Origin of the sequence: Streptomyces sp. NPDC052043 (genome assembly GCF_044548235.1) — a bacterium.
In the GTDB taxonomy this organism is placed as follows: Bacteria; Actinomycetota; Actinomycetes; order Streptomycetales; family Streptomycetaceae; genus Streptomyces.
Genome location: NZ_JBIUBT010000001.1, coordinates 332,639 through 345,566, shown reverse-complemented (window position 1 = coordinate 345,566; position 12,928 = coordinate 332,639). Strand labels below are relative to the sequence as shown.

Here is a 12,928-nt window from a genome sequence, read left to right as displayed (position 1 = left end):
GCGGCCTGAACGGACGCACGACCGAGACGCACGACCGGAAGGACCCCCATGCCCGCGGCACCCGAGCCAGAGATCCTCGCCGCGTTCGAGGCAGCGAAGGGGTTCATGCCCACCGACGAGGGGCTGGCGCTGTACGCGGCGGCCGTGACGGCCGGGCAGCTCGGGCTGCCGCTGCTGGAGGTCGGCACGTACTGCGGGCGCTCGACGATCCTGCTCGCCGACGCGGCCCGGCGGGCCGGGGTCACCGCCCTCACCGTGGACCACCACCGCGGCAGCGAGGAGCAGCAGCCCGGCTGGGAGTACCACGACCCGGAGACGGTCGACCCCGAGATCGGGCTGATGGACACGCTCCCCACGTTCCGCAGGACCCTGCACCGGGCGGGTCTTGAGGACCACGTCGTGGCACTCGTCGGCCGCTCGCCGCAGATCGCCGCCCTGTGGAACACCCCGCTCGGCCTCGTCTTCGTCGACGGCGGCCACACCGACGAACACGCCGGCGCCGACTACGAGGGATGGGCACCGCACCTGGCCGAGGGCGGGCTGCTGGTCATCCACGACGTGTTCCCCGACCCGGTGGACGAGTTCACCGGACAGGCCCCGTACCGCGTCTACCTCCGGGCCCTGGAATCGGGCGAGTTCACCGAACTGCCGTCGACCGGATCACTACGCGTCCTGCGCCGAACGGACGCACCCGCCCGCAACCGCCTTTAAAGTCGCGCGCAGTGCGGACGCCGCACCAATTGCGGCGGACTCGTCCGTCCCGCGCGGCCACCTTTGTGCACGCAGACCACTGCCGTCGGACCGTGATCGCTAATCTCGGTGGACTGCCGCGAGGGCGGCCAGGAGGATGGCGCTCATGACGGGCGGGGGCAGTGAACTGCGCGAGCTGCTGGAGCGAGCGGGGCTCGAAGTGGTCGGGCACGGAAGGGTGAACGACGCACGCCCCGCAGCGGTGGCCTGGCGTCCGGTGATCTCCGGGAACGCGGTACCGACGGTGGCCGTGCGGGACGACCGGCCGGATCAGGTGGCCGAACTGAACCGGCAGTGGCATCGCCTGGCCGTCGAACACAGCGTGATCGACGGCAACGGTGAGTTCCTGATCAACGTCGCCGGGCACGGCTGCCAGTCCCCCTGGCGCAATTACTGGACGCGCGTACGCCTGGCCGAGCAGTGGGACCTGACCGGGGTGCTCGGTCCGCGCCGGGGGCAACCTGAGTTCGTCGCCATGTCGTTGGACGGCGAGAGCGTGCTGGGCGCGACCAGTGAGGAGTACGAGGTCTGGCTGATCGCCGTCGACCGCTTCCACGCGTGGGTCGAGTCCTGTGCCCGGTCCCGCGCCCAGGAGACCCCGCAGGAGCGCGAGTCCGGGTGGGGTGCCGTACTGCGTTGGAAGACCGCGTCACAACGCCTCCGGTCGCCATGGCGAGACGGGCTGGCCCGCAACCCGGCCGCACCCGCCTCGGTACTGCTGCGGCTGCTCGATGTCGCAGCAGGCGAACCACTCCACGGCGCCGGTTGGCTGATCACCCGTGAACTGCCTGACGAAGTCGTCGACGCGTGGATCTCCCATCCCGAGCCACGCATCCGCAAGCAGCTCGCAGAGCGCTGGACGCTCACGGCCGAGCAGCGAGAACGGCTCTTCACTGAAGAAGAACCCGGGTTGCGATGGATCTTCACCACCTGTGCGGTGGACGGAAGCTCGCCGCTGACCGAGGCCACGTTCGCGCAACTCGTTGCCGATCCCAGCGCGAAGGTGAGAGCCGAGGTCGCACTCCACCGCGACCTGCCCGCCCGGCACCTGGTGACGCTCGCGGCTGACCAAGAACCCGCCGTACGCCGCGCCGCCTGCCCGCGAGCCTGGCCGCACCTGGAACCGGACACCCGCACGTCGCTGATGGCTGACCCGGACCCCGAGGTGCGGACCGAAGCGATCCTGCTTGCCCACACCACCGCGCCAATGCCGGTCTCGGTGTTCGCGGCTCTGCCGGACGACGAGCAACGCCGCCGCGCCGCACGGGAATGCCTGCTCTCCGACGAACTGGGCCACGCTCTCGCGCACAGCCCGGACCGGGAGTTGCGCCGCGCGGCCGCCGAAAACCCGGACCTCGCGCCGCACCTGGTCGCTGAACTCGGTCAGGACCTGGACCCGGCCGTCCGGGGGACGGTGTCGGTGCGCCCGGACCTCACCGAGGAGGAACGTGCGCGCGTCCCCGTGGAGATCGACCCGAAGGCACGGTGCAGTCCGCTCCCGTGGGTGCGGGCTCTGCAGGACGACGAAGAGGCCATGCGGCGCTGCGCCTCCTCGTCCCACCTGCTCGTCCGCCGCAGCGTCGCCTGCGCGAAGAACCTCCCGCCCGACGTCGTCGAACGCCTGGCACGCGACGAGGACTGGCTCGTGCGCCTGTTCCTCGCCGAGAACTGCGCCCAGGCACCCGCCGAGGTTCTGCTCGAGATGTGCCGGACGTGGGACGGCTACTCAGCCGCCCGCTTCCCGGAACACCCCAACTTCCCTCGTAAGAGCACCCTGCAGTACGCCGACAACCCCGTTGCCGGCATGCGCCGACTCGCCCTCGAAGACCCCGGCGCCACGGCGGACCTCGTCGAGAGGTTCAGCCGTGACCCCGACCGCGGTGTGCGCCGGCGGGCCCTTCGCGACCCGCGCCTCACGCCGGCCTCGGTGATCCGTCTCCTCGACGACCCCGACTGGACCATCAGAGAAGCGGCAGCGCGCGACCCGCGCTTGACCACACGCACGCTGACCAGCCTGCTCCACGACGCCACCACCGCCATGTCCGCGGCCGCCAACCCGGCCATCCCGGAGCACGTGATGCACCACCTCCTGGACCGGCAGCCATCGGTCACGACCTGATCAGCCGGGGGGGCCGACAGGGGCGACGGCGATGTGCGCGCCTCGACACGGTCCCTCCGTGGCTTCCACCGTCCCCGACGCGACCGGCGGTCCCGCAGGTGTCGTTCTCCACGCGATGAAACCAGTGGCCGGCATGGGCCGGGATTGGCAGGATGTCCGGCAATGACCTCCCACTCCGACTCCTTCGACAGTTCTCCGATCGATCCCATCGCCACCGCCCGCGACGCCTTGAACGGCCTGGCCGTCGGCGACGCCTTCGGAGCCCAGTTCTTCGTCCCCGACAACCTCCCCGCTCTGCGTGCCCGGCAACTGCCTGACGCGCCCTGGCCGTGGACCGACGACACGGAGATGGCCTGCTCCGTCCACCAACTCGTCGTGCGGCGAGGCGAGGTGGACCAGGATGAACTCGCCCGTTCCTTCGCCGAACGGCACGACTTCGACCGCGGCTACGGTCCCGGGATGAACCGCCTGCTGCGCCTGGTCCGCCAGGGCGGCAACTGGCGCGAACTCGCGGCCGGACTGTTCGACGGGCAGGGCTCCTGGGGCAACGGGGCAGCGATGCGCGTCGCCCCTCTCGGCGCCCGCTACCCGGGCGACCCGGAACACGCGGCCCGGCAGGCTGCCCTGTCCGCCGAGGTGACCCACACCCACTCCGAGGCCGTCGCCGGGGCCGTCGCGGTCGCCGTCGCCGCCAGCCGCGCCGCGCACCGCCGCACCGAACCCGTGACCGGCACGGACCTGCTCACCACCGTTTTGGACCTTGTCCCGCCCAGCCGGGTACGCGACGGCATCGTCGAGGCCCGTACACTCCTGGACCAGCCTTACGTCGAGCTCGCCGCCCATCATCTCGGCAACGGACGCCAGGTCAGCGCCGTCGACACGGTCCCCTTCACTCTCTGGTGCGCCGCCCGGAATCCGACCGATTACGCGACTGCCCTGTGGGCCACTGCCTCAGCCGGTGGAGACGTCGACACCACCTGCGCGATCGTCGGCGGCATCGTCGCCTCCCGCGTCGGCACCGAGGGCATCCCCGCCCCCTGGCGCAACCGCACAGAGCCCCTGCCCGCTTGGCTGCACGGACACCACTCCTAGACCAACGGCTGCTCCAGACGCCGCGCGCGGTGCACTACGACGATCGGGTCGAGGACCGCCAGGCAGATGAGTAGGGGGAGATCCACACCGTTGTGCGAAATGGCATTTCGTGCCCATTTCCGCAGGCCCATACGGTCGCATTCATGGAGTGGAATTTTCCGACGGCCGAACAACTCGCGGCTGCCTTGCGTGCCGGTGAAGTGACCTCGGCGGAACTGACCGACGAGGCGATCGCCCGTATGGAACGGGACGACGAGGCGATCAACGCGATCTGTGTGCCGGACTTCGACCGTGCACGGGCCGCCGCGCGCGATGCCGACCGGGCGCGTGCCCGCGGTGAGGACCGGCCGCTGCTGGGCATTCCGGTGACGGTCAAGGAGTCGTACGACATTGCGGGGCTGCCCACGACCTGGGGTATGCCGCCGCACCGGAACTTCGTGCCGGCAAAGGACGCGGTGCAGGTGTCGCGGCTCAAGGCCGCCGGCGCGGTGGTGCTCGGCAAGACCAATGTGCCCGTGGGGCTGCAGGACATACAGACCTTCAACGAGATCTACGGCACCACCAACAACCCGTGGGACCACCGTCGTACGTCGGGCGGCTCCTCCGGCGGCTCGGCGGCGGCCCTGGCGTCCGGATTCGGCGCGCTGTCCATCGGCTCCGACCTCGCCGGTTCGTTGCGCACCCCCGCGCATTTCTGCGGCATTTACGCGCACAAGCCGACACTCGGGCTGGCGGCGAGCCGCGGCATGGTCCCGCCGCCCGGGCCGGCCCTGCCGGTCGAGCACGACCTCGCCGTCGTCGGTCCGATGGCGCGCACCGCTCGCGACCTCACGCTCCTGCTCGACGTCATGGCCGGACCGGATCCGCTGACGCTCGGTGTGGCGTACCACCTGACGCTGCCGCCCGCGCGCCACGAACGGCTCCGCGACTTCCGGGTCCTGGTCCTCGACGAGCATCCGCTCCTTCCGACCGGGTCCGCCGTGCGGGCGGGCGTGGGCCGGGTGGCCGACGCGCTTGTCGACGCCGGTGCTCGCGTCGAGCGGGACAGTCCGCTGCTGCCCGATCTGGCCGAAGCCGCGGTGCTCTACACGAAGTTCCTGTTTTCGGGCTCCGTCGCACGTTTTCCCGTCGAAGCCTACGAGCAGCTGCAGGCCCGCGCCGCCGGACTGAGGGCGGACGACCAGAGTCTCGATGCGGCGCGGCTGCGCGGCATGGTGCTCAGCCACCGCGACTGGATCGAGGCGAACAGCCTTCACGAGCGCCACCGCCATGGCTGGCGGCAGTTCTTCACCGAGTTCGACGCCGTGGTGTGTCCCATCACACCCACTCCCGCGTTCCCGCACGACCACAACCCCGACCTGATGGAACGTCGGATCGACATCGACGGCGTCGAGTACCCGTACTTCGACCAGCTCGTCTGGGCCGGTCTGGCCACCATGCCCGGTCTCCCCGCCACCGCTGTACCAGCGGGCCGGTCGCCCGAGGGTCTGCCGGTGGGAGTGCAGCTCATCGGTCCGATGTTCGAGGACCGCACCCCGCTGCGGCTGGCCGAACTGCTCGAGCAGAAGATCGGCGGCTTCCAGGCACCGAAGTAGGGAGTACTACCTGGGTGTCCGTCGAGGGCGAGGTGCGGATCACACCCAGCTGCTGCCTCCGCACTGTGGGTGCAGGTCGATGGGGAGATCAGCGGAATCGACGGACGGCGCCGGCCGGCCACGACCGGCGTCCACCGCGCCGGTGGCTCCCACCGGCCCGCCAGGGGCCCTATGGACTCCATGGGCGGCCGCTAGGGTGGCAGGCGTGTCGTACCAAGGCCCCGGTTTCGATGTCCCGCAGTCCGAGCGCCCCCGTCGTTTCCGGCGGGGGCTGCTGACCGTCTCCCTCGCGGCGCTGGTGCCCGGTGCGCTGCTGGGCTGGCTGGTGTACGAGGCGGTGGGCGAGCCGGGCGGCGGTCCGGACACGGCGGCCCCGCCGTCGGCGACCGGATCCCCCTCGGCGTCCGAGGAGCCGGCCCTGCCCTCCCACCCCGGCCAGGCCGGCAAGGGAGCCGGCCGGTCCCCCGCACGGACGCCCTCCGCCTCCGCGCCTGCCGCCTCCGGCCCGCTCAAGGGCAAGGTCGTCGTCATCGACCCGGGCCACAACCCGGGCAACTTCCGGCACACGGCCGAGATCAACCGCCCGGTCGACATAGGCACCAACCGCAAGGAGTGCGACACCACCGGCACGTCCACCAACGCCGGATACGCCGAGGCCCGGTTCACGCTGGACGTGGCCCACCGGCTGCGCGCGCTGCTCGAGGCGGAGGGCGCCACGGTGAAACTGACCCACGACGGCGACTCACCGGCCTGGGGACCCTGCGTCGACGAGCGCGCCCGGATCGGCAACGACGCGCACGCGGACGCCGTCGTGTCGATCCACGCCGACGGCGCGGCGCCCGGCGACCGCGGCTTCCACGTCATCCTCCCGGGGGCCGTGCACGCCGGCACCGCCGACACCCGCCCGATCGTCGCCGCCTCCCGCGATCTGGGCGAGCGCATCGCCGGCAACTTCGTGCGGGTCACGGGTGAGGCGCCGTCCAACTACCTCGGCGGCGGAACCGGTCTCGTCACACGGAAGGACCTGGGTGGTCTCAATCTGTCAACGGTTCCCAAGGTCTTCATCGAGTGCGGCAACATGCGCGACAGCAAGGACGCGGCATCGCTCACCAGCGCTGACTGGCGGCAGAAGGCGGCCGAGGGGATCTCTGAGGGAATCGTGAGTTTCCTGCGCGGGTCGTGATCAGCGCACTCATCCCGGCGGACATCCCGGCCGTACGGACGATAGTGTCATCCGTATGATGAGGCGCCACCCCCGCGCTTCGCATCACGGCCCGACGGCGAGTGGTGACAGCGACGCCTCCTCCGACGACGAGACGACGACCTACGAAGGACCTGACGTGAATATCCGCTCCCTCACTCGGGGCGACGGCGTGGTGATCGGAGCAGCGGTGTTGCTGTTCATCGCGTCGTTCCTCCACACCTACTCGAGCTACCTCGCCAGCAACGCCTGGGACTCGCTCGGTCTGGGACTCGGCGTCTACATGGGCGGAGTGATCGGCGCCGTACTGGTCGTCGTCAACCGGTGCCTGCCGCAGCCCCGCAAGGTCGCGGGCCTGGACCTGGGCGCGGCGGGAGTGGCGTTCACGGTCCTGGTGGCATGGATCATGTTCTGGAACCTGGTGGACGCCCCCCAGGTCGGCGCCGGCTCCGGCCTGATCCTCGGCTTCATCGCGGCCCTCGTCCTGGCCGCGGGCGCCGTCGCGACTCCGCTGGTCCCGGCCCTCCAGGCCGCCCTGATGCCCGCCCCCGCACCGGCCGCCGCGCCGCAGCCCTACGGCGCGCAGCCGCAGGGCGGGTACGGCTACCCGGGCGCGCAGCAGCCGTTCGCCGGGCAGCCGCAGCAGAACCAGCCGTTCGGCGGCGGTCAGCCGCAGCAGGCCGCCCCGCAGGGGCAGCAGCCCGCGGCCGGTGGCGCCGCCTTCTCGCCGTTCTGGTTCGCCGTGCCGGCGCCGCGTCCGCTGTTCGCGGAGGACGGCTCCCCCGCGCCGATCGCGGAACTGGCACCGGGCGTCTGGTACCTGGCGGTGGAGCAGCGCGGTCAGGGCCTGCTGGCGGAGATGCAGGACGGCCGCCGCGGTGTCCTCCAGGACGCCTCCAACATCCAGCGCGGCTGATCCGGCCGGCCGGACCGGCCTCGCGGCCCCTCGCCCTCACGGGCGGGGGGCCGTTGCCGTGCCGCACGCGAGGTCTGGACCCGGCAGGCCGTCGGTGAACAGCCCGGGACGGCTCCTAGGAGCCGTGGATGAGCTGCGAGTGGGTCGGCACCTTGTTGTGGACCGGCGCGCCCGCGCTGCTCCCGGCGCCCTTCACCTTGTTGATGATGTCGTTGTAGTTGCCGACCGCCGAGGTGTCACCGTGGCGGAGCTTGTTGGGCAGGGCCCGCAGGTCGTGGATGGCCTTGTTGAGCGGGGCGAGTGCCTTCGACAGCAGGGGGTCTCCCTGGGCGTTGCGCACGGCGGCCCTGAGCCGGTTGTACGTGAAGGCGCCCGCGAGTGCCGCCTTGATGAGGGTGCCCCTGCGGTGCGGAGCGCCCCTCTTGAACTTGCCCTGCTTGTACGGCTTCACGATCCACTCGTAGGTGGCCCCGGCCGCGAGGGCCGCGTTCGCCACGAACCGGGTCTTGGCGAAGTGCTGCCTCTGCGCCGGCGTGGTGGGGTGGGGCGTGGCCGCCGCCACGGCGACCGTCGGACTGTGTTGCGGAGTGCTCTGGCCCACGGCCCACCCGGTGGAACCGGCGAGCAGGGCGCAGCAGAGCGTCAGCGCCAGTGCGAGGCGCCGTATCGGTACGGGCACGATGTCCTCCCGAACATGTAGCTCCGGGTACTTGGGAGGTCCGGGTGATCCAGGGTGGCCGCGCCGAAACAGTGCACCGGAGGTACCCTCCGGGTCACTCCCCGTACGCGGTCCGGGTGTGCGGCGTGATTCCGGGCCGTGGGCAAAGCCGGCGGGCCGGACGCCGGTGAGGCGTCAGGCGCAGCAGTCCGTCTCCAGGCCCCGCGGCAGGCGTTCGCCCGCCGCGAAGACCGTGCAGGTGGCCTCGTGGCCGCCGAGCGCGGCCACGGCGAGGAGGAGGGAGCCGGCGGTCCACGTGGTCAGTTCGCGGGGCCACACGGCGTCGTCCTCGAAGACGTAGCCCGTCCAGTACAGGCCGCTGTCCGCATCGCGCAGGTGCTGGATGGACTGGAGCACGGCCAGGGCGTGGTCGGACTCGCCCACCGCCCAGAGGGTCAGGGCGAGTTCGGCCGACTCCCCGCCCGTCACCCACGGGTTGGGGACGACGCAGCGCACCCCGAGTCCGGGCACCACGAAGCGGTCCCAGCCCTCCGCTATGCGCGCCTTGGCCTCCGCGCCGGTCAGCGCGCCGCCGAGCACCGGGTAGTACCAGTCCATGGAGTAGCGGTCCTTGTCCAGGAACCGCTCGGGGTGCGCGCGGATCGCGTGCCGGAGTGTACCGACGGCCAACTCCCAGTCCGGTTGCGGCTCTTCACGCTGCTCCGCGATGGCGAGGGCACAGCACAGCGCGTGGTGGACCGAGGAGCACCCGGTCAGCAGCGCGTCCGCGGTGTCCGTGCCGTCGTCCTCCCGCTTCCAGCCGATCTGCCCGCCGGGCTGCTGGAGGCGCAGCACGAACTCGATCGCCGCGTACACGACGGGCCACATGCGGTCCAGGAAGGTGTCGTCGCCGGTGGAGAGGTAGTGGTGCCAGACCCCTACGGCCGTGTAGGCGACGAAGTTGGTCTCCCGGCGGCGGTCGGCGACGTCGTCGTGCGCCCCGTCGGTGTAGGCGGCGTACCAGGAGCCGTCGTCGAGTTGGTGGCGGGCCAGCCACGCGTAGGCCCGCTCGGCGGCTTCGTGCTCGCCGGCCGCGTCCAGCGCCATCGCCGCCTCGACGTGGTCCCACGGGTCGAGGTGGTGGCCGCGGAACCACGGGATCGCGCCGTCCTCCCGCTGGGCGGCGAGTATGCCGCGCACGGTCGCGGCGGCCTGCCCCGCGGTGAGGACCCCGGGCAGGACGAGGTGTTCTGTCCGGGGAGTGGTCATGTGGCGGCCGCCTCGGCGTGCCCGGCCGCGGCGGGCAGGTGCGGCTTGGTCGCGTACGCGACGAAGCTCTTGCCGATCAGCGGGTTCAGCGCCTGCTCGGCCACCCGGGTGGCCAGCGGCTTCTTCATGATGTCCCAGACCAGCAGCTTGTGGTACGCGCGCACCGGCAGCACCTGGTCGTTGTCGACGCCGAACGCGCACTTCAGCCACCAGTACGGCGAGTGCAGCGCGTGCGCGTGGTGGGTGCCGTAGGGCTTCAGGCCCGCCTCGCGCATCCTGGCGAGGAGTTCGCCGGCCTTGTAGATGCGGATGTGGCCGCCCTCCACCTCGTGGTAGGCGTCGGACAGGGCCCAGCAGACCTTCTCGGGGCCGTAGCGCGGCACGGTGACCGCGATCCGCCCGCCGGGCCGCAGCACCCGGACCATCTCGGCGAGGACGCCCTTGTCGTCGGGGATGTGCTCCATCACCTCGGAGATGATGACGACGTCGAAGGACTCGTCGGGGAAGGGCAGCGCCAGCGCGTCGCCCTCCATGGCGGTCGCGGTCGCGCCTTCCGGAGCCTCCCCGGCCTCCTTCATCGCGGCGAACCACTGGGCGACCTCGCGGATCTCCTCGCCGTTGCGGTCCAGCGCCACGACCCGGGCTCCGCGCCGGTAGCACTCGAACGCGTGCCGGCCGGCACCGCACCCGAGGTCCAGGACCCGGTCGCCCGGGGCGAGCGGGAACCGGGAGAAGTCGACGGTCAGCACGTGGCCCTGCTTTCGCGGTTGAGATCGGCGTCGGTCGCGGGGGTGGCGCCCGGGGTGCCCGCGCGCCGGCCGGGGGCCGTGGCGGGGGTGCCCGCGCGGGAGCGGGCGAGGGCCTCGCGGTACCGGGCCACGGTCCCCTCGGCGGCGCGGGCCCAGGTGAAGTGCCGCAGGACCCGCTCGCGCCCGGCCCGGCCCAGCCGCGTCCGCAGGTCCGGGTCGGCCAGCATCCGGCTGAGCGCCGCGGCCAGCGCCCCGGCGTCGCCCGGCGGTACGGCCAGGCAGGTCTCGCCGTCGCGTCCCGCGACCTCGGGGACGGCGCCCCCGGTCGTGGCGACCAGCGGGGTGCCCGCGGCCATGGCCTCGGCGGCGGGCAGGGAGAAGCCCTCGTACAGCGACGGCACGCACGCGACCTCGGCCGAGCGGACCAGGTCGACCAGTTCGTCGTCCGAGATCCCCTTGACGAACTCGACGGCGCCTTCGAGGCCGTAGCGTTCGACCGCCTGCGCGACCGGGCCCTGCTCGGGCCGCTTGCCGACGACGACGAGGTGGGCCGCGGGGTGCTCGGCGCGCACCTTCGCCAGCGCCTCGACGAGGAACACCAGCCCCTTGAGCGGCACGTCCGCGCTGGAGGTGGTCACGATCCGGCCGGGCACCCGCGGCACGGCCGGGTCGGGTGAGAACAGGTCGGTGTCGGCGCCGATGTGCACGACGTGGACGCGGTCCCGGCGCACCCCGAGGTGGTCGACGATCTCCTGGCGGGAGGTGCCGGAGACGGTGAGCACGGAGGGCAGCCGGCGGGCGACGCGCTTCTGCATGCGGGTGAAGGCGTACCAGCGCCGTACGGACCAGCGCCGCTGCCATCCCTCGGCGGTGTCCAGCTCCAACTTCCGGTCCACGGTGATGGGGTGGTGGATGGTGGTGACCAGCGGCGCGCCGACGTCCCCCAGCAGCCCGTATCCCAGGGTCTGGTTGTCGTGGACGATGTCGAAGTCCCCGCGCCGGGCGCGCAGATGGCGGCGGGCACGCAGCGAGAAGGTCAGCGGCTCGGGGAAGCCGCCGGCCCACATGGTGGCGACCTCCAGCGCATCGATCCAGTCGCGGTACTCGTCGCGCCCGGGGGTGCGGAAGGGGTCCGGCTGCCGGTAGAGGTCCAGGCTCGGCAGTTCGGTCAGGCGCAGCCGGTCGTCGTGGCCGTCGCCGGCGGTGCCGCCGAGGGAGTCGTGGGCGTCGGGGAAGTCGAGGGTGTCGAGGACGGGGTACGGCTGGGCGGCGATCACCTCGACCCGGTGGCCGAGGCGGACCAGTTCGCGCGAGAGGTGGCGTACGTAGACGCCCTGGCCGCCGCAGAACGGGTTCCCCTTGTAGGTGAGGAGCGCTATGCCGAGCGGTCGCTCGCCGTCCGCGGCCGGGTCCGCCGGGGACCCCGCCTGACTGGGCTCAGCGGTCACTCCGGGCCCCCTTCTGACTGCACTGTCCCGCGACATTACGCCGGGACGCTAATCTAGAACAAGTTTCAGACTTGATCGTTCAGGAGGCTCCGAATCTACCGGCAGGTAGCCACGCTGTGAGCAGGGGATCGGGTGATTCGCGCCACGGCCCGCGCGACCGCCCGCGGTCCGGTCCCCCTGCCGGTCCCCGCCTCACCGACTGTCACGGAACGGGACCCATGCCTGCGCGAGCCAGTACCTCCCGGCCGGCCTCACCGCCCCTCACCGAGCGGCAGGAGGCCCGCCGCCGCCGCATCCTGCGCGCGAGCGCGCAACTGGCCGCCCGGGGCGGGTTCGACGCCGTGCAGATGCGGGAGGTCGCGGAGTCCTCGCAGGTGGCGCTGGGCACGCTCTACCGGTACTTCCCGTCCAAGGTCCATCTGCTCGTCGCCACGATGCAGGACCAACTGGAGCGCCTGCACGGCACGTTGCGCAAGAACCCGCCGACCGGGGAGAGCGCCGCCGAGCGGGTGGCCCAGACCCTGATGCGCGCCTTCGGCGCCCTCCAGCGCGACCCCCACCTCGCGGACGCGATGGTCCGCGCGCTGACCTTCGCGGACCGCAGCGTGAGCCCGGAGGTCGACCAGGTCTCCCGCCGGACCACCGCGATCATCCTGGACGCCACGGGCCTGGAGGAGCCCACGGCCGAGCAGCTGTCCGCGGTCCGCGTGATCGAGCACACCTGGCTCTCGGCCCTGATCACCTGGCTCTCGGGCCGCGCCTCCCTCGCCCAGGCGAAGGCCGACATAGAGACGGCGTGCCGGCTGATGGACCTGACCGCGCCGCCGAAGGCGCGTGCATAGGTCCTACGAGACGGACGCGTAGGACCCATGAACGCGCTGGACCTACGAGACGGGTTCCCTTCGCCGGTATTACCCGGATCAGGTAATGGAGGTCGCCTTCGGGTCCGACTGCTACCTTCCGGCCTCTCAGCCCTACCGTCGACGTCGGCCTCAGCGGATGCCGTAGCGTCACGCCAAAGTCGGCTACTCCGGTTGAACTCCCTCACTCGCCTCGTAGGCCACTAACAGAATAAATCCCCCAGAGCCGGATGGAACCCCCAAACCGGAAGATTTTTTATTCGATCGTCCC

General features: G+C 71.8%; 11 protein-coding genes and 1 riboswitch. Of the genes, 7 read left to right on the top strand and 4 right to left on the bottom strand.

Translation table 11 applies throughout. The annotated features are described in order from the left end of the window. Positions 1-48: 48 nt before the first annotated feature. The 6 genes from ACIHCX_RS01535 to ACIHCX_RS01510 all read left to right on the top strand — a co-directional run bounded on the left by ACIHCX_RS01535 (position 49) and on the right by ACIHCX_RS01510 (position 7,673). Positions 49-711, top strand: a complete 663-nt coding sequence (locus ACIHCX_RS01535; protein ID WP_400025532.1) for a class I SAM-dependent methyltransferase — start codon at positions 49-51, stop codon at positions 709-711. A gap of 145 nt (positions 712-856) precedes the next feature. Next, on the top strand, positions 857-2,869 hold the full coding sequence (locus ACIHCX_RS01530) for a HEAT repeat domain-containing protein (RefSeq protein WP_400025530.1): 2,013 nt from the start codon (positions 857-859) through the stop codon (positions 2,867-2,869). 162 nt (positions 2,870-3,031) lie between these two features. Continuing rightward, a complete protein-coding gene (locus ACIHCX_RS01525) occupies positions 3,032-3,961 on the top strand; it encodes an ADP-ribosylglycohydrolase family protein (protein ID WP_400025529.1) in 930 nt (309 codons plus the stop codon). Positions 3,962-4,104: 143 nt separating this feature from the next. Beyond that, on the top strand, positions 4,105-5,556 hold the full coding sequence (locus ACIHCX_RS01520; RefSeq protein WP_400026571.1) for an amidase: 1,452 nt from the start codon (positions 4,105-4,107) through the stop codon (positions 5,554-5,556). Between the two features lie 205 nt (positions 5,557-5,761). Further along, on the top strand, positions 5,762-6,739 hold the full coding sequence (locus ACIHCX_RS01515) for an N-acetylmuramoyl-L-alanine amidase (protein WP_400025527.1): 978 nt from the start codon (positions 5,762-5,764) through the stop codon (positions 6,737-6,739). A gap of 157 nt (positions 6,740-6,896) precedes the next feature. After that, a complete protein-coding gene (locus tag ACIHCX_RS01510) occupies positions 6,897-7,673 on the top strand; it encodes a hypothetical protein (RefSeq protein ID WP_400025525.1) in 777 nt (258 codons plus the stop codon). Between the two features lie 115 nt (positions 7,674-7,788). Here the strand turns inward: ACIHCX_RS01510 and ACIHCX_RS01505 are convergent, their stop codons facing one another. From ACIHCX_RS01505 to ACIHCX_RS01490, 4 genes are all read right to left on the bottom strand, one after another. Further along, complete coding sequence (locus ACIHCX_RS01505; RefSeq protein WP_400025524.1) at positions 7,789-8,352, bottom strand: hypothetical protein; 564 nt, start codon at positions 8,350-8,352, stop codon at positions 7,789-7,791. 174 nt (positions 8,353-8,526) lie between these two features. Beyond that, a complete protein-coding gene (locus ACIHCX_RS01500; RefSeq protein WP_400025522.1) occupies positions 8,527-9,600 on the bottom strand; it encodes a prenyltransferase/squalene oxidase repeat-containing protein in 1,074 nt (357 codons plus the stop codon). Then, complete coding sequence (locus ACIHCX_RS01495; protein WP_400025520.1) at positions 9,597-10,349, bottom strand: class I SAM-dependent methyltransferase; 753 nt, start codon at positions 10,347-10,349, stop codon at positions 9,597-9,599. Before ACIHCX_RS01495 ends, ACIHCX_RS01500 begins: the two co-directional genes overlap by 4 nt. Beyond that, on the bottom strand, positions 10,343-11,797 hold the full coding sequence (locus ACIHCX_RS01490; RefSeq protein ID WP_400025518.1) for a glycosyltransferase family 4 protein: 1,455 nt from the start codon (positions 11,795-11,797) through the stop codon (positions 10,343-10,345). The genes ACIHCX_RS01495 and ACIHCX_RS01490 overlap by 7 nt, the downstream gene beginning before the upstream one ends. 218 nt (positions 11,798-12,015) lie before the next feature. Here ACIHCX_RS01490 and ACIHCX_RS01485 point away from each other — a divergent pair, with 218 nt between their 5' ends. After that, a complete protein-coding gene (locus ACIHCX_RS01485; RefSeq protein ID WP_400025516.1) occupies positions 12,016-12,639 on the top strand; it encodes a TetR family transcriptional regulator in 624 nt (207 codons plus the stop codon). 38 nt (positions 12,640-12,677) lie between these two features. Next, positions 12,678-12,853, bottom strand: a riboswitch (TPP riboswitch). Positions 12,854-12,928: the final 75 nt, after the last annotated feature.